Below are 16,409 nucleotides of genomic sequence, written 5' to 3' on the forward strand. Positions count from 1 at the left end.
CCTGGAAATCGGAATCGATTTCCAGCTGGCGCAACCTGCTACAGCCCCGCCTGGCTGACAACCAGATGGGGCTGGTCCAGCCGGAGCGTTGACGGCCTGCCTGCCTCAGTGCTTGAGGTGGATCGTCACCCAGCCTTCGCGGTGCAGCGTGCGCACGTGGCGAAAGTTCTGGCCGACATAGGCCGAGATGACGGCGTCGCGCTGGCGCTCGAGGATGCCTGACAGCACGATCGAGCCGCCGAGTGAGATATGCCGGGCCATCTGCGGCGCCAGCCGCATCAGCGGCCGCGCCAATATGTTGGCGACGATCAGATCGAAGGGAGCGCGCTTGCCGAAGATCGGGTGATGGAAGCCCGGTGCGGTCACCGTTTCGATCAAGGCCTTGACGTGGTTGAGCCGCGCATTGGCGGCGGCGACCTTCATCGCCACCGGATCGATGTCGGTGGCGAGCACTGGAATATGCGCCAGCTTGGCGACGGCGATCGCCAGCACGGCGCTGCCGGTGCCGAGGTCGAGCGCGTTGCGCGGATGCTCGCGCCGCACCACCTTCTCCAGCATTTCCAGGCAGCCTGATGTGGTGCCGTGGTGACCGGTGCCGAAGGCAAGGCCGGCCTCGATCTCGATGGCGAGTTCGCCGCTGTGGCGCTTCCTGCGGTCATGCGCGCCATGGACGAAGAAACGGCCGGCGCGCACCGGCTTCAGGCCCTCCAGCGAGCGCGCCACCCAGTCGATGTCGGGCAGCGCCTCACGCTCGATCGGTTTTGACAGAGCTAGATCGGTTAGAACGTCCTTTACCCGCGCCTCGACCGCGTCGACGTCGCCATCGGTATAGAGCGAGACTTCGTGGATGTCCCGGTCCTCGTCGACTTCCAGCACGGCGATCGGCAGGCCTTCTTCCTCGAAGGCCAGCTCGAGCGCCGCGAATATGCGCTCAGCCTCGATCTTTCCGGTGGTGAAATGGAGCCGCGTCTGGGTCATGTTGTCCGGATCAACCCTTGGCCGCGAGCCGCTTCAGCTTTTCCACGGCGGTGCTGGCGCTCTCGCCATAGGCGATGGTGCCGGCAAAGTCGCCCTTGGAGTTGAGCAGCAGCACCGAGGCGGTGTGGTCCATCGTGTAGTCGCCGTCACCGGTATCGACCTTCTTCCAGTAGATGCCGAACGACTTAGCCATGGCGTATACTTTGTCGGGGTCGCCGGATATGCCGGTGATGCGGTCGGAGAAATTGCTGACATAGGCGTTCATCACCGCCGGCGTGTCGCGGGCCGGGTCGATCGAGACGAAGTAGGCATGCAGGTTCTTGCCGTCGTCGCCCAGCGTCTTCAGCCAGCCGGAGAGCTCGAACAGCGTGGTCGGGCAGACCTCGGGGCAGTGGGTGAAGCCGAAGAAGACGACGCTGGGCTGCCCGCGGAACGCCGCCTCGGTGATCGGCGCGCCTTTCTGGTCGACCAGCGTGAAGGGGGCGCCGAACGGTTCGCCGCCATAATGGCCGCGATACCAGTCGAAGGTCAGCCAGCCGATGCCCGCCGCCATCAAGACGAGAATGCCGACCAGGATAGAACGCATCATCAGAAAAGTCCGTCCGCTGAAATCATCGCGCCGGCTCGATGCCGCGCCGGTGCGACACTCTTAGCGGTTCGGCCCCGTGCAGGCAAAGTGCCGCGTTGCCGCAACCGTTGTGTTGACGCTTCCGCTTGCAAAGCCGCACAACGCGTCCCACCTGAGACCGGAAACTCGAACCGCAGGAGGCTCCTTTGCTCGAATTGATTGGGCGCGAACGGATTGGGCGAAAACTGATCGGCGGCGCGCTCGCCGCGTGCGTTGCGCTCGGCGCCGGCAGCGCCGTCGCCGAAGAGGTCGGCAAGGTCGGCGTCGACTGGATCGGCAACGACATCATCGTCGAGGCGATCAAGGACCCGAAGGTGGAGGGGGTGACCTGCCATGTCTCCTATTTCGACCGCAGCGTCATCGATCGCCTGCACAAGGGCAACTGGTTCGAGGATCCTTCCGATTCCTCGATCTCCTGTCGTCAGACCGGTCCGATCACGATCGGCGACATCGACATGAGCGAGGGCGGCGAGGAGGTTTTCAAGCAAGGCATAAGCCTGATCTGGAAGAAGCAGGTGGTGAACCGCATCTACGACAAGACCAACGAGACGCTGATCTATCTCTCGCATTCGCGCCAGGTGCAGAACGGCTCGGCCAAAATGTCGGTCACAACCGTGCCGCTCTACGGCCAGAGCGTGGTGTGGAGCAAGGGCAAGCCGAAATAGGGGGCTCTTTACTGGAACTGGCTTGGCGGACGATTGGTCCCGCTTGCGGGACCAGTCGCTCGGAGGTAAAGCCGCCGGCATGGACCGTTCCGAAAATCTCGTCCTGAAAGATCCAGAGCCGCGCATCCACCCAACCGCGGAGTTGAAGGCGTGCAAGCTCGGCCGCTACGCTTCGATCGGCGAGCGGGTGGTGCTGCGCGAGGTGAGCGTCGGCGACTTCTCCTATTTCGAGCGTCATGCCGAGGCGATCTATACGAGCATCGGCAAATTCTGCTCGATCGCCGCCAACAGCCGCATCAACGCGCTGGAACATCCGATCGAAAGGCTGACCCAGCATAAGGTCAGCTATCGGCCAAACGAATATTTTCGCTGGCTGGGCGTCGATGCGGCGTTCCGCGAGCGGCGGCAGGCGAAAGCCGTGACCATCGGCCATGATGTTTGGATCGGCCATGGCGCGGTGGTCATGCCCGGCATCACCATCGGCATTGGCGCCGTCGTCGGCGCCAATGCGGTGGTGACGCAGGACGTGCCATCCTACACGATCGTCGCCGGCGTGCCGGCGAAGCCGCTCAGGCCGCGCTTTGCGCCTGACACAGCGGCGCGGATCGAAGCGCTCGCCTGGTGGGACTGGCCGGTCGATAAACTCGCCAGGGCGGTTCCCGACATCCAGGTGATGCCGATCGAGGCCTTCCTCGATCGTTGGGAAAACGACGCCGACTAGAGCCCGCACACGCTTGCGAGGCAAGCTCCGGACTGAAACCCCTTCCGCCATGCGGGGGTGGCGCGGCGGAAGGGGCTGGAGGTAAACCGCTGTGAAGCGGAAGGAACAGGCTCTCTGCCTGCACGGCTACCATGACACTAAACCCATAAGGCGTGTTTTCCATCCCATGCGCGCGTCGCGTGTATCCAATTGCACCTGACGTATTTGTTGCCGGTGGGAACCCGAGACGGGCGACGGTTGTTTCTCATCGCGGCAGCCATTGAGGATCTCGATAGATGGAAAAGCTTTTCACCAAGGTCGCCAACTCGGTCGCCCACATAACGGGCCTGCCGCTGACCTTTGCCGGCTGCTGCCTGATCGTCATTGTCTGGGCGGTGAGCGGGCCGTTCTTCGGGTTCTCCGACACCTGGCAATTGGTGATCAACACCGGCACCACCATCATCACCTTCCTGATGGTGTTCCTCATCCAGAACACCCAGAACCGCGACGGCGCGGCGATCCAGGCCAAGCTCGATGAGCTGATCCGGGTCAGCGAAGGCCACAATCGCTTCATCGGCATCGAGCACCTGACCGAATCCGAGGTCGAGGAAATCCGCGACAAGTGCGAGCGCGCGGCATTGCGCCATGACAAGAAGATCGCCGCCATGGCGGCAAAGAAGGCCGTGGCGCAGAAGCGAGCTCCGAAGAAGAGGGCGGCTTGAAGACCTGGAAAATCAGCCCTTCATGAAGGCCGCGAACGCGTCCTTGTGATCGGCGTGCCAACGCGACAAGGCAGGGCGGTTTTCGATTATGTCGCCGATCGCCCAGGCCATGCGCTTTTCATCCATGGGGCGTGCCACATCATTGTCCGGGCACAGGATATAGAAGTCGCCCCTGACCAGGGATTCCAGCATGAAATCGATGACCTGCTCGCCGGTCCAGGCGCCGGCCGGCTTTTCCGTCGCACCCTCGGTGAGGCCGGTATAGGTGAAGCCGGGAATCAGTAGATGCGCCGACAGGCGAGCGCCGGGCTCGTTGCGCAGCGCATGCGCGACGCCTTCGGTGAATGTTTTCACGCCCGCCTTGGAGACGTTGTAGGCAAGGTTGCCGGGCGGCGTGGTGATGCCTTGCTTGGAACCGGTGTTGACGATCAGCCCCGGCCTAGCCGACGCCAGCATGCGCGGCGCGAAGGCTTCGACGCCATGCACGACACCCCAGAAATTGATGTCGAGCAACCGTTTCCAGGCATCGCGGTTTTCCCAGGGTTTTCCCGGGTTGTCGCCGACGCCGGCATTGTTCATCAGCAGCGAGACCTCGCCGAAGGCGCCGAATGCCCGGTCGGCGAGACGATCGACCTCATCGGCCTTCGAAACGTCCGATGCAACGGCAAGCACGGCGTCGTCGCCGGCAATGGCCGAGACGGCCCGGAACGCATCGTCAAGGCGGGTGCCGCCAATGTCGGCGAGCACGATCTTCATGCCCATCAGCGCTAGCCGCTTGGCTGCCGCCAGGCCAATGCCGCTGGCGGCGCCGGTGATGACGGCGGCGTTGCCGGGGCTGAGCGCGGGCAGGGCGGACTGGATTTCGGCGTCGGTAATCATGAGCAATGGGATCCTTTTCTCGATGGCGCCGAACTTAGCGCTGGAACAGGCTTGTGCAAGCCTCCGTCGGCACGTGTCCGGGTTGACCAGCAGGGCCGTGGCTGCGCATGTTGCCGGGACAAAAGAGATTTTTGCCGGGGCAAAGGAGACTTTTGCTGGGACAAAAGGAAACTTTTGCCCTGGGCGTAAAAGGAGATTTCGCGAGTGACGGACTGGGTCGCAATTCTGAAGGAGCAGACCGCCACCGGCGACCAGATGGGGCGCGAGGTGCCGCAGATGCTGGCCAATCCCGACATCAGCGAAGCTCAGGTGAAGACGCTGTTCTCGGCGCTGGAAAAACAGGCCGAGTTCGTCGAGAAACTGCGCATGGCGCTGGAGAAGTTCGGCCATGATTTCTCGATCATCAAAGCGGCCGAACGGCTGGAGGAGCGCTATGCCGACCTTGCCGCGTCGGTGGCGGAAAAGCTGAAGGCGATGCGTAAATAGAATTACTTCTCCAGGACGCGCGAAAAACGCGTGTCCGGCACCAGCCACACCAGGGCGACGGCGACATAGAGCGCCACACCGATCCATCGGTCGAGGAAGGTCAGGACAACAGCCGCGATGTAGACGGCTAGCGAAAGCCTGCCCTTTCGGTCGTTGCCGATTGCCTTGGCGAAGGCGGTATCCGGTCCATGCAGGCGCTGCAAAACGGTGACCAGGATGGCATAGGCGGCCGCGCACAAGGCAAGGTCGACGCCATAGACCGCGACTGGAGCCGTGGCGAAGTGGTTCTCACCCATGAAGGCGGTCGTTACGGGCATCAAGGACAGCCAGAACAACAGGTGCAGGTTCGCCCAAAGCACCCGGCCGTCGACCCGCTGCACGGTGTGGAACATGTTGTGCAGGTTGTTCCAGTAGATGCCGACATTGATGAAAGAAAGCACGTAGCACAGGAAGATCGGCCACTGCGGCAGCAGTGTCGAAAAATCCTCACCCTCCGGCACTTTCAGGTCCAGCACCATGATGGTGATGATGATGGCCACCACGCCATCGGTGAATGCCTCGACCCTGCCTTTGCCCATGATGTCCCCCTGTTGGAAAGACGTTACGGGAGGATTTCGCGCAAGACCATACTGCCAGGATTATCAAGAGCAAGTTCGGTCGGGGAAAAGGCGCTTCGGGCACGCTTCTGTAGATGAAGCGTGTCAATCAAGGTCCGCGTCGGCTCGCGCGATCAGGCCGTCAGCATTTAGGGTGATCTTCAGAGTTCCGACCTCGTGTCCGAAATCGCCTGTGAAATCCAGGCGGACATTCGCATGGACGTCATCGATTGTTTTGATGGACACAAGCTTGCTGCACGTATGGTACCCGACGAAGAATCGCTCGAGATAAAGGCGGACGCTGTCCCTGCCGACGAACGTGTCTCCAACCGAGACATCGTCAATAATGGCATCGGGCGCGAACAGCGAAAGCGCTCCAGCGACATCGCCGGCGTTGGTTGTTTCGATGAAATTTTTGATCAATTCCTGCATGGGGCTGCGTCTTTGGCTTTTCCCGGGAAATCCGTTTCACACTTTTCCTGGAATTGCTCCGGTTCAAATGATGTAGCCGCCGGAGACTTCGATGTTTTGTGCGTTGATCCAGCGACTGTCCTCGGAGAGCAGGCCGGCGATGACGCCGCCGATCTCTTCGGGTTCGCCCACGCGACCAAGCGCGGTCTGCCCGGCGAGCAGGGCTTCGAATTCGTCGTTCAGGCCACCACCAAGTTCTGTTCGGATCGCACCCGGCGCGATTGAGTTCGCCCGGATACCACGCTCGCCGAACTCCTTGGCCATGTAGCGCGTCAGAACCTCCAGACCGCCTTTGAACGAGGCGTAGGGGGCAACGCCCGCCGTTGCGACGCGGCTCGTCGCGCTTGTCATGTTGATGATATGACCACCATCTTCCATCAGGGCAAGCAAGGTCTGGGTGAGGAAGAACGGCCCCTTGAGATGGACATTGAGCAGGCCGTCGAACTGCTCTTCCGTGACTGTCGAGATGCGGTTGTAAAGGCCGTATCCGGCATTGTTGACGAGGTAGTCGAATGTCCGGCGTTCCCAGACGGACTGGAGCAGTGCGGTCAACGCGTCCCTGAACTCGGGGAAGGCGCAGATATCGCCGACATCAAGCTTCAGCGCCATTGCCTTTCCGCCATGGGATGTGATCGCCGCAGCGACCTCATCGGCCTTTGCCCGATTGTTGTTGTAGGTGACGACGACGCCCATGCCGCGCTCGGCGCATTTGAGTGCGGTGCAGGCTCCGAGCCCGCGGCTGCCGCCGGTGACGATGACGATTTTCATTTTGTTTTCCTCATGCATTCGGAGTGGCCTGAAGCTAGGTCCATCCAGAGTTGCGCACTCACCCGATCCTCTTCGAAGCTTGCCTATTTCTGCTTTTTGGCTTGTGCTGCAGCCGGGCATCGGGCAGAGTCGGATCCATGGAGCAGCAACTGCGGGAAATACGCGCTCTGGCCTCCAAGGCGGAAAACAGGCGCACGGAAACCAGTATCCCGCGTGTCGCCATGGTCCAGGGCGAGATACCCGAGCACCGGCTTGCTGCCATCTATGACCCAATGGTCAACCTAATCCTGACGGGCAGCAAGACGATGACGGTTGGAGAACGGACGTTCCACTACGACCCGGCGACATATTTCGTCATGTCGGTCGACCTTCCTGCGGTCGGTACCGTCCATCCGTCCGCCAAGGGAGATCCGTATCTTGCCATCAGCCTCACACTTGATCCCACGATCGTCGCCAACCTCCTGGCCGACATTGCGAGACCGTCCGGCGCAGGACTTTATGGCTCGGGTTTCTCGGTTGCTCCCGTAACGCCGGAGCTGCTCGACGCCTGGCTGCGCATAATGAGGCTACTCGAGAGACCGGACGAGATAGCCGCGCTGGCCCCTGTCTATGAGCGGGAAATCCTGTTCCGGGTCCTGCAAGGACCGCACGGCTGGATGCTCAGGGACATCGCGACGCCGGACACGGCGCTCTCGCGGATCGGCGTGGCGATCGACTGGATCCAGCGGAACTTCGCGCAGGAGATCAGGGTCGAGACGCTCGCGGGCATGGCCGCCTTGAGCGTTTCCGCGTTCCATCGCCACTTCAAGGCCGTTACGGCGCTGAGCCCGCTCCAGTATCAGAAGCGCATTCGTCTTCTCCACGCCAGGTCTCAGCTGATCGCCGGGCAGGGAAGCGCGACGTCGATCGCCTTCGGCGTGGGTTATGAAAGCCCAAACCAGTTCAGCCGTGAATATGCGCGCTTGTTTGGGCTGCCGCCGTCGAGGGACTTGGTGAGGGTAACACGGGACCTGCGGCAAGCCGGACACCCATCAGATCACGCTGTTGCAATCTGACAAACGAATGGAGCACGGGGCTCGGGGCTCGCGCCGGATCGCATAATAGTGGAAAGGGCATACACTTGCCTCCGCACCTTCCGTAAGAGATACCGAGACAGGTTTTTTAGCCGTTCGGCGTTTCAGGAGCCATGTTGGCGCGCCCACGCGGCACGCCGAGGCCCGTATCCGGCGGTTCGCCGGCGGCCGGCCTGTTCTCGATCATGTGCAAGCTGCGCCAGCCGCCGAAGCGGTAGTAGGCCGCGGCCAGAACCAGCGAGGTGATCGAGCCGGCCGGAAAACTCCACCACAGCGCTTCCTCGCCGATGACGCCGCGCATGAAGTAGGCAAAGCCGGTGCGCACGATCAGCACCGAAATCACCAGGATGACCAGCGGCGGCATGACGGCTCCGGTGGCGCGCACCGTGGCGAACAGCACGATGGTGATGCCGAACAGGATGAACGACCAGGACGCGACCGTGTTGATGTGGGCGGCGACGTTGATCGCCGCGCTGTCGCTGCTCAGGAACAGGCTGAGGATCGAACGGTCGAAGAGCCACAGCAGCGCGACCAGGGCGCCGGTCAGGACGAGGTTGAAGCCGACGCCGGAGGCGGCGATGCGGCCGATCCTGTCCCAGCGTCCGGCGCCGACATTCTGTGCCGCCATGGACGAGACCGCGGCGCCGATGGCGAGCGCCGGCATCTGGATGTAGGTCCACAACTGCGCGGCGATGCCGTAGGCGGCGGCGACCTGGGAACCGTATGAGTTGACGATGCCCATCACCGTCAGTGCCGCCGCCGAGATGACGATCATCTGCAGCCCCATCGGCACGCCCTTGACGACGACGATGCGCAGCAGCGCCGGGTCGGGGCGTAGCAGCGCGAGGTTGGCGCCGGCCAGCCGCAACGGATGCTTGCGCGCATAAAGCACGATGAGGATGGCGATGACGCTCACCGTCTGGCCGATCAGCGTCGAGGTGGCGGAGCCGGCGATACCGAGTTCCGGGAAGGGGCCGATGCCGCGGATGAGCAGCGGGTTGAGGACGATATCGAGGACGACCGCCAGCGCCATGAAGATGAAGGGCGTGCGTGAATCGCCGGCACCGCGCAGCACGGTCATGACGAAGGACAGAAGGTTCATCATTGGCACAGCGACGAAGATGATGCGCAGGTAGGAACGCGCCAGTGGCAAGGCGTCCGTCGGCGTACCCAAAGTGTTGAGGATGGCGTCGACCCAGATCCAGCCGCAGACGGCAAACACCACCGAGACGAGGAAGAAGAAGGTGGCGCTGGTGCCGACGATACGACGCGCTTCGGGCAGGTCGCGGGCGCCGACCGACTGCGCCACCAGGACAGTCGCCGCCATGCCAATGCCGAACACCGTGCCCAGGATCAGGAACAATACGAGGTTGGCGTTGGAAGTGGCGGTCAACGCCGATTCACCAAGGAAACGGCCGACCCAGACGGCATTGATCGATCCGTTGAGCGATTGCAGCACGTTGGAGCCCAGCACAGGCAAGGCGAACAGCAGCAGCGTGCGCGGGATCGGGCCGCTGGTCAGGTCGGCGGTGCGCCGGCGCGCGGGCTTTTTCTCGTCCATGGCTGGCTACTCGGCGAAGCGTATCTAGGGGTCCGTCCGCGATGATCGCCGATTCAAGCGGAGAGGTCCATGCCGCGCCGGAAAGCCTGGCCGAAGGCATCTACCTGTTGCCGCGCCGCGTCCCTTCCGGCATCCTCGATCCAGACATGTTCTCAAAGCCTCAGGAATGAGATATTGATCCTCAGCGCGCGGGGCCGCGTTTCTATTAGAGAGCCGGGGGGTTCATGTCCGATATTTCGCAGTTTTCCGTGCGCCTGAGCCGGCGCGCGTTTCTTGGCGTTTCCGCTTTGGGTGCCGCATCCCTGGCTCTTTCTGCCTGCACCACGACCGAAGTGGCACCGCCGACAGTGGCGCCGGCGCCACCGTCGGGCCCGAGCGAGCCCGCTCTCGGCGATGCCGCCAGCATGTACACCGCGCGCACCGATGAGGGCTTTCAGCTGCCGGCCATCCCGGTCGCCAAGCTCGATCCGAAGTTCGTGCGCCAGATCGTGGCCGATCCGACCGGAGAGAAACCCGGCACGATCGTCGTCGATGTCTCCGAGCACTTCCTCTATCTGGTGCGCGACGGCGGCAAGGCCATCCGTTATGGCGTCAGCCTCGGCAAGGCCGGGTTCGGATGGACCGGCAGCGCCGTGGTCCAGGCGCGCAAGAAGTGGCCGGTGTGGACACCTCCGCCGGAAATGATCCAGCGCCGGCCGGAACTGGCGAAATACAAGGACGGCATGCCGCCCGGCCCGCAGAGCCCGCTCGGTGCCCGCGCGCTCTATCTGTTCCGCGACGGCAAGGACACGATGTACCGGCTGCACGGCACGCCGGAGTGGGATTCCATCGGCAAGAACGCATCGTCGGGCTGCGTGCGCTTCATGAACCAGGACATCATCGACCTCTACAGCCGGGTCAACGGCCCCGCCCAGGTCTACGTGCGTCCCAACCTGTCGGCTGCCGGCAAGATCATGGCCGTGTCGAGCAGGACCGCCGAGCCGATCGATGCGGGCGTGCCGAAGGATGCGGAATTCTTCAAGTAGCCTTTACGGCCTCTCCAGGCGGACGCGTCAAGCGCGTCCGCCTGGAGTGGCGACTACTTCTTGGCGAGGCCGGGCAGTGTGACCTGATAGACCAGGAACATGGTGTCGACATTGGCGCCGTCATCGGCCTTGTAGGGGGCGCCGACCTGGAAACCGTCCTGGGCGAGGAAGTCGTTGTCGTTAGCGACGAACAGGAAGTAGTCGTCGGGCAGCTTCGGGTCCAGGACACTGGCCAGCGACATCGCCTCCCACTTCTCGGAGAGATTGTTGTGGTCGTTCGGCGCGCCATTGTGCAGGCCGAAGCGATTGAGTTGCGCATTGTCGTTGATGTCGATGAACGGCGTCAGCCTGGCCGGCGTCACCGACGGATCGAGCACGCCCTTGGGGGCGACCGGCTTGTCGGCGGCATCGAAGGCGCCGCCGGCGATGTCGGTCGCGGTTGAAACGTCGACGACGAAGATCTGGCGCAGCAGCGATGTGTCGCCCTTCAGGCCCTGGCCGTTGCCGCTGTCGCGCGCCAGCATCAGGAAGGACGTGTCCGACAGCGCCACGATCTCGCTTTGCGCGGCGATCTTGGTCTTGCCCTTGGCATCCTTGAACACCGGCAGCGGCACGACATATTCATGCGCCAGCTTGAGATGGGCGAGGTCGGAGGCGTCATAGACCAGGACCCTGGTGTTCTGCCGCGTCGCAGGGGAATCGCCGCCATCCTGCCTCGTCGCCGACTGCAGCACGGCGATCAGGAACTTGCCGTCCGGCGTCATCGCCATGCCTTCCAGGCCCTGGTTGTTCTGGCGGCCGGTATCGGGATCCTTCGGATCGGGCTCTGAGGCACCCGGACCAGGATTGTCCGAGGAGAAGTTCGGCGCGCCCTTGCGCATCGGCACCAGGGCCGCCGGCGGCTGGGTCGCCGACAGCAGTCGGCCTTGCGCCGAGAACCGGTATATGTTGGGGCCGTATTCGTCTGAAATGAACATCGAGCCGTCGGGCAGCCGCACGATCGCCTCGTCGTCGAGGGCGAACTTGCCGTTGTTGGCGACGGGCAGCATCGGCATGCCACCGGCGGCGGCGCGCACATCCGACAGGGGATCGAGGCCGGTGGTGTCGGCGCCCTTGTCGTCGGTGAGCAGCATGGTGTCGGCAAGCGTCGCCTTGACTTCGGTCTGCTCCTGGCCGACCGCGCCTGGTGCCGCCGGGGTGAATTCGATGCCTATGGTGTTGACGCGCGCCCGATAATCGGTGGTGCCGGCGACATTGTAGCCGCGATCCGGCAGCAGCCAGAGCGAACCCTTGTAGGTGCCGGCATCATGCGTCCAACTGGTGGTATCGATCGCCATGCCGGAGCCTGAACCGAACGTCTCGCCGAACTTGTCGCGCTGGGCGGCCGGGATGCGGCCGACGCCGACCAGGCCTCTGTTGACGAGGCCGCCGACGGTCGCGGTGCCGTCGGCCAGCGCCGGTGTCAAGGCTGTGAACACGGCCAGCGCGACGCCGAGCGACGCGGTTCGGTACAGGTGTTTCATGGATAATCCTCTTTGTGACGGATGTGCCGGAGCGGCCGCAAGACGAAAAAGCTGAAAGGAGGCGGCACATCGATGATGCCGCGCGCCCCCCAAATCGGTCTACGGCGCGAACATGATGCTTGCGTGACAAATGCGGGACGGATGGCTGCCGGCCTGTTTCGCGCGCCGATAAGAACATGCGCTCGGGCGAAGGAATTGATGTTCTGTCACGTCCCAGGTCGACAAGGCATCGTGCATTCGCAGAGTACTAGACACGTATGTACAGTGTGTATAAGGTGCCGCTTCAGGCAGACCGGGAGGGAACCTTGAAGCCGCATTATCGCGCAGTGATCATCGGGGGTGGGGTGGTCGGCGCCTCGGTGCTCTACCATCTGACGCGGTTCGGCTGGTCCGATGTGGCGCTGATCGAGCGCGCCGAATTGACCGCCGGTTCGACCTGGCATGCGGCGGCCGGCTTCCATGCACTCAACGCCGATCCCAACGTTGCGGCGCTGCAGGACTACACCATCAACCTCTACCGCGAGATCGAGGCCGAATCCGGCCAGAATATCGGCCTGCACATGACCGGCGGCGTCAACATCGCCAGCGATCCCCAGCGCTGGGAGTGGCTGAAATCGGCCTGGGCGGTGTTCCAGTCGGTCGGCATCGAGACGGCGCGCCTGGTGACCCCGGAAGAGATCAAGGCGATCTGCCCGATCGTCGATGTCACCGGCGTGCTCGGCGGCCTGCATGATGCCAACGAAGGCCATCTCGATCCCTACGGCACCACGCACGCCTATGCCGGCGCCGCGAAGAAGCGCGGTGCCGACATCATCCTGCGCAATCGTGTGGTCGAGCTGAAGTCCCGCGCCGACGGCCACTGGGACGTCGTCACCGAGCAAGGCACCATAACTGCCGAGCATGTCGTCAACGCCGGCGGGTTGTGGGCGAAGCAGCTGGGCCGCATGGCCGGCATCGATCTGCCGGTAATGCCGATGGAGCACCATTATTTCATCACCGAGGACATTCCGGAGATCGCCGCACTCGACCGGGAGATCGGCATCGCCGTCGATCTCGACGGCTTTTCCTACCTGCGCCAGGAGCGCAAGGGCGTGCTGCTCGGCGTCTACGAGCAGAACCCGAAGCACTGGAATATGGATGGTGCGCCATGGGACTACGGTATCGAGCTTATCCCGGAAGATATCGACCGCATCAGTCCCGAACTCGCCAAGGCGCATGAGCGCTTTCCCTGCCTGGCGAGCGCCGGCATCCGCAAATGGGTCAACGGCGCCTTCACCTTTACCCCTGACGGCAACCCGATCGTGGGGCCGGTGCGTGGCGTGAAGAACTACTGGGTCGCCTGCGGCGTCATGGCCGGCTTTAGCCAGGGCGGCGGCGTAGGCAAATCACTGGCCGAATGGATGATATACGGCGAGCCGCAGGCCGACATTTTCGGCATGGACATCGCCCGCTATGGCGCCTTCGCCGCCACCCGCGAGTATTTGAGGCAGACGACGCGGCAGTTCTATTCGCGCCGTTTCGTCATGACATTTCCCAATGAGCGGCTGCCGGCGGGCAGGCCCTTGAAACGCCCCGGCGCCTATGACGGCATGAGTGCCGCGGGTTGCGAATGGATGGCGTCGTGGGGGCTGGAAATCCCTGCCTATTTCGCGCCGATGGGTTTTCGCGAGAACACCACGCTCAAGCGTTCCAATGCCTTCGACATCGTCGGCGACGAGGCGCTGCAGGTCCGGCGGGCCGCCGGCCTCGTCGATATCTCGGCCTATTCACGCTATGCGGTGTCCGGGCCCGGCGCCGAGGCATGGCTCAACCGGCTGCTTGCCTGCAAGCTGCCGAAGGCAGGGCAGGCGCGGCTGGCGCCGATGCTGGGGCCTGACGGGCGGCTGAAGGGCGACCTCACCGCGATCAACTGGGGCGGTGGCGACCATTGGCTGATGGGCTCCTACTATCTCAGGGAATTCCACATGCGCTGGTTCGAAAGCCACGCGGCGGAAGGCGTCACGGTCGCCGACATTTCCGACACGACGGGCGGCTTCCTGCTGACCGGGCCGAACGCGCGCAGGATCCTGGAGCGCACGACGCATCAGGATCTATCCGCCGCGGCACTGTCATTCATGGCCTGCGGCGCGTTCGACATCGGCATGGTGCCAGCGCGAGTTGCCCGGCTCTCCATCGCCGGCGAGCTCGGCTTCGAGATCAACTGCCCGGCAACCATGCATGCCACACTGCGCGACACACTGCTTGCCGCCGGCGAGGATCTCGGCCTGGCCGAGATCGGCTATTACGCGCTCAATGCGCTCAGGCTGGAGAAGAGCTTTGGCATCTGGTCGCGCGAATTCACCCAGGGTTATACGCCGGGTCAGACCGGCCTCGACCGTTTCATCGCATTCGACAAGGGCGATTTCGTCGGCCGCGAAGCAGCGTTCAGGGAACGCCAGGCAGGCGTCTCGCAACGGATCGTGACGCTCGAGATCGACGCCATCGATGCCGACGCGAGCGGCTTCGAGCCGGTTTGGCACGAGGGCAGGCGCGTCGGCTTCGTCACCTCGGGCGGCTTCGGCTACACGATCGGCAAGAGCGTCGCGCTGGCGTTGGTGGACGACGATTTTGCCGAGGAGGGGACGGCGCTTTCGGTGCACATTGTCGGCGTCGAACGGCCGGCGCGGGTCATCGCGGCCTCGCCCTACGATCCCCGGGGCGAGGCGATGCGGCAATGAGGAGGATTTTCGATGGTCGATGACGCGGCACGAGACTCAAGGCGCGAACGCCGGCGTGGGCGCACGGGCGAGGCCGGCAGCGAAAGCAGCCGCCGGCCGAATTACCGCTCGCTGAAGAACCCGTTCCTGCCGCAGCCGGTCTTTTCGGACGACCAGGTCGCGGCGATCCACGACACGGCGCTGCGCGTGCTGGAGGAACTCGGCATCAAGGTGCTGCTGCCGCAGGCGCGGGAGATCTTCGCCCGAGCCGGCGCGCTGGTCGACGAGGACAGCCAGATGGTGCGCATCGGCCGCGACATCGTCATCGCGGCGCTGGCCTCGGCGCCAAAATCAATTCCAGCGCTGGCGGGCGACCGCAGCCGAGATCTGACGCTTGAACTCGGCTCGATGACTTTCCTCGCCGGCGCCGGGGCGCCCAACGTCACCGATCTCGAACGCGGCCCGCGGCCGGGAACGCTCGCCGCCTTCGAGGAGCTGACCAAGCTCATCCAGCATTTCGACGTGCTGCACATGCTTTGCCCCGCCATCGAGCCACAGGATGTCGATAACCGGTTGCGCCACTATGCCGTCAACCGCGCGCAACTGACGCTGTCCGACAAGTTTCCGTTCGTGTTCGCGCGCGGCACGCCGCAGGTCGAGGATGGGTTCGAGATGATCCGGCTGGCACGCGGGCTGTCGGAGGACGAATTCCGCGCCGGCGCCCATTGCTACACCATCATCAACACCAATTCGCCGCGCCAGCTCGACATACCGATGGCGCAAGGCATCATCGACTTCGCCCGCGCGGGACAGATCCTGGTCATCACGCCGTTCTGCCTGGCCGGGGCCATGGCGCCGATCACTGTCGCCGGCGCGCTGACGCTGCAGCATGCCGAGGCGCTGGCCGGTCTGGCGCTGGCGCAGATCGTGCGCCCGGGCACACCGGTGCTCTACGGCTCCTTCTCCTCCAACGTCGATATGAAGTCGGGAGCGCCGGCCTTCGGCACGCCCGAGCATGTCAAGGCAACGCTGGGGGCCGGCCAGCTGGCGCGCTTCATCGGCCTTCCCTGGCGTTCGGGCGCCGGCAGTGCCGCCAACATTTCCGACGTGCAGGCAGCCCATGAGTCGCAGTTCGCGCTTTGGGGTTCGGTGTTGGCCGGCGCGACGATGTGCATCCACGCCGCCGGCTGGCTGGAAGGTGGCTTGAGCGTCTCCTATGAAAAGCTGATCACCGATATCGAGGCGGTGCAGACGCTTGCGGAACTGTGCGCCGCGACGCCGGGTGACGAGGATTCGATCGGCTTCGAGGCGATCGCGGAAGTGCAGCCTGGCGGGCATTTCTTTTCCGCCGGCCACACCATGGCGCGCTACCGCACCGCCTTCTACGAGCCGCTGGTCGCCGACTGGTCGAATTTCGGCAACTGGACGCAAAGCGGATCGAAGACCGCGACCGAACGCGCCACGGGTATCTGGAAGCGGGTCCTGGCCGATTTCGAGCCACCGGCAGCGGCTGCCGCGACATCAAGCGTGCTCGACGAATTCATCGCGCGGCGCACCGAAGAGGGTGGCGCCGCGCCTGTATCGTGACACACGAAGGCGCGGCGGAAACGCCTGACTCTGTCGTAAATTTCGGCGTGT

The 16,409-nt window shown here is 63.7% G+C and carries 17 protein-coding genes; 9 read left to right on the top strand and 8 right to left on the bottom strand.

From position 1 onward, the window contains the following. Window positions 1-105: 105 nt before the first annotated feature. Window positions 106-978: a 50S ribosomal protein L11 methyltransferase gene (locus tag A3AU_RS0101010; protein ID WP_027051120.1), complete on the bottom strand. Its 873-nt coding sequence runs from the start codon at window positions 976-978 to the stop codon at window positions 106-108. Window positions 979-988: 10 nt separating this feature from the next. Further along, the gene (locus tag A3AU_RS0101015) at window positions 989-1,567 is read right to left on the bottom strand and encodes an SCO family protein (protein WP_027051121.1); all 579 of its coding nucleotides are present in this window, start codon (window positions 1,565-1,567) and stop codon (window positions 989-991) included. Between the two features lie 185 nt (window positions 1,568-1,752). Between A3AU_RS0101015 and A3AU_RS0101020 the strand changes: the two genes are divergently transcribed. The 3 genes from A3AU_RS0101020 to A3AU_RS0101030 all read left to right on the top strand — a co-directional run bounded on the left by A3AU_RS0101020 (window position 1,753) and on the right by A3AU_RS0101030 (window position 3,693). Next, window positions 1,753-2,271 carry a CreA family protein gene (locus A3AU_RS0101020; RefSeq protein WP_027051122.1) on the top strand — a complete coding sequence of 173 codons (519 nt, stop codon included), beginning with the start codon at window positions 1,753-1,755 and terminating at the stop codon, window positions 2,269-2,271. A gap of 79 nt (window positions 2,272-2,350) precedes the next feature. Beyond that, complete coding sequence (locus tag A3AU_RS0101025; protein WP_027051123.1) at window positions 2,351-2,992, top strand: transferase hexapeptide repeat family protein; 642 nt, start codon at window positions 2,351-2,353, stop codon at window positions 2,990-2,992. 275 nt (window positions 2,993-3,267) lie between these two features. Continuing rightward, entirely contained in the window at window positions 3,268-3,693 is a 426-nt protein-coding gene (locus A3AU_RS0101030) for a low affinity iron permease family protein (RefSeq protein ID WP_027051124.1), read from the top strand. 12 nt (window positions 3,694-3,705) lie between these two features. On the opposite strand, the gene A3AU_RS0101035 is transcribed toward A3AU_RS0101030, so the two are convergent. Further along, entirely contained in the window at window positions 3,706-4,572 is an 867-nt protein-coding gene (locus A3AU_RS0101035) for an SDR family NAD(P)-dependent oxidoreductase (protein ID WP_027051125.1), read from the bottom strand. Between the two features lie 204 nt (window positions 4,573-4,776). On the opposite strand from A3AU_RS0101035, the gene A3AU_RS0101040 reads away from it, so the two are divergent. Continuing rightward, entirely contained in the window at window positions 4,777-5,058 is a 282-nt protein-coding gene (locus A3AU_RS0101040; RefSeq protein ID WP_023668298.1) for a hypothetical protein, read from the top strand. A 2-nt stretch (window positions 5,059-5,060) separates the two neighbouring features. On the opposite strand, the gene A3AU_RS0101045 is transcribed toward A3AU_RS0101040, so the two are convergent. The 3 genes from A3AU_RS0101045 to A3AU_RS0101055 all read right to left on the bottom strand — a co-directional run bounded on the left by A3AU_RS0101045 (window position 5,061) and on the right by A3AU_RS0101055 (window position 6,893). Beyond that, complete coding sequence (locus A3AU_RS0101045; RefSeq protein WP_027051126.1) at window positions 5,061-5,636, bottom strand: TMEM175 family protein; 576 nt, start codon at window positions 5,634-5,636, stop codon at window positions 5,061-5,063. 123 nt (window positions 5,637-5,759) lie between these two features. Beyond that, window positions 5,760-6,086 carry a nuclear transport factor 2 family protein gene (locus A3AU_RS0101050; protein WP_027051127.1) on the bottom strand — a complete coding sequence of 109 codons (327 nt, stop codon included), beginning with the start codon at window positions 6,084-6,086 and terminating at the stop codon, window positions 5,760-5,762. A 63-nt stretch (window positions 6,087-6,149) separates the two neighbouring features. Further along, a complete protein-coding gene (locus tag A3AU_RS0101055) occupies window positions 6,150-6,893 on the bottom strand; it encodes an SDR family NAD(P)-dependent oxidoreductase (RefSeq protein WP_027051128.1) in 744 nt (247 codons plus the stop codon). A gap of 137 nt (window positions 6,894-7,030) precedes the next feature. On the opposite strand from A3AU_RS0101055, the gene A3AU_RS0101060 reads away from it, so the two are divergent. Further along, on the top strand, window positions 7,031-7,948 hold the full coding sequence (locus tag A3AU_RS0101060) for an AraC family transcriptional regulator (protein ID WP_027051129.1): 918 nt from the start codon (window positions 7,031-7,033) through the stop codon (window positions 7,946-7,948). A gap of 106 nt (window positions 7,949-8,054) precedes the next feature. Here the strand turns inward: A3AU_RS0101060 and A3AU_RS0101065 are convergent, their stop codons facing one another. Then, window positions 8,055-9,527, bottom strand: coding sequence for an MATE family efflux transporter (locus tag A3AU_RS0101065; protein WP_027051130.1), 1,473 nt, complete (start codon window positions 9,525-9,527; stop codon window positions 8,055-8,057). 41 nt (window positions 9,528-9,568) lie between these two features. Between A3AU_RS0101065 and A3AU_RS1000000140710 the strand changes: the two genes are divergently transcribed. Both A3AU_RS1000000140710 and A3AU_RS0101075 read left to right on the top strand, forming a co-directional pair. Then, window positions 9,569-9,697, top strand: a complete 129-nt coding sequence (locus A3AU_RS1000000140710; RefSeq protein ID WP_272481080.1) for a hypothetical protein — start codon at window positions 9,569-9,571, stop codon at window positions 9,695-9,697. A gap of 54 nt (window positions 9,698-9,751) precedes the next feature. After that, entirely contained in the window at window positions 9,752-10,552 is an 801-nt protein-coding gene (locus tag A3AU_RS0101075; RefSeq protein ID WP_027051131.1) for a L,D-transpeptidase, read from the top strand. Between the two features lie 53 nt (window positions 10,553-10,605). Here the strand turns inward: A3AU_RS0101075 and A3AU_RS0101080 are convergent, their stop codons facing one another. Continuing rightward, a complete protein-coding gene (locus A3AU_RS0101080; protein WP_027051132.1) occupies window positions 10,606-12,075 on the bottom strand; it encodes an esterase-like activity of phytase family protein in 1,470 nt (489 codons plus the stop codon). 305 nt (window positions 12,076-12,380) lie between these two features. On the opposite strand from A3AU_RS0101080, the gene A3AU_RS0101085 reads away from it, so the two are divergent. Together A3AU_RS0101085 and A3AU_RS0101090 are read left to right on the top strand one after the other, a co-directional pair. Next, on the top strand, window positions 12,381-14,792 hold the full coding sequence (locus A3AU_RS0101085; protein ID WP_027051133.1) for a GcvT family protein: 2,412 nt from the start codon (window positions 12,381-12,383) through the stop codon (window positions 14,790-14,792). 12 nt (window positions 14,793-14,804) lie between these two features. Beyond that, window positions 14,805-16,358, top strand: a complete 1,554-nt coding sequence (locus tag A3AU_RS0101090; RefSeq protein WP_027051134.1) for a trimethylamine methyltransferase family protein — start codon at window positions 14,805-14,807, stop codon at window positions 16,356-16,358. The last annotated feature ends 51 nt before the right edge of the window (window positions 16,359-16,409 follow it).

The organism is Mesorhizobium erdmanii USDA 3471 (assembly GCF_000472705.1).
Taxonomy (GTDB): domain Bacteria; phylum Pseudomonadota; class Alphaproteobacteria; order Rhizobiales; family Rhizobiaceae; genus Mesorhizobium; species Mesorhizobium erdmanii.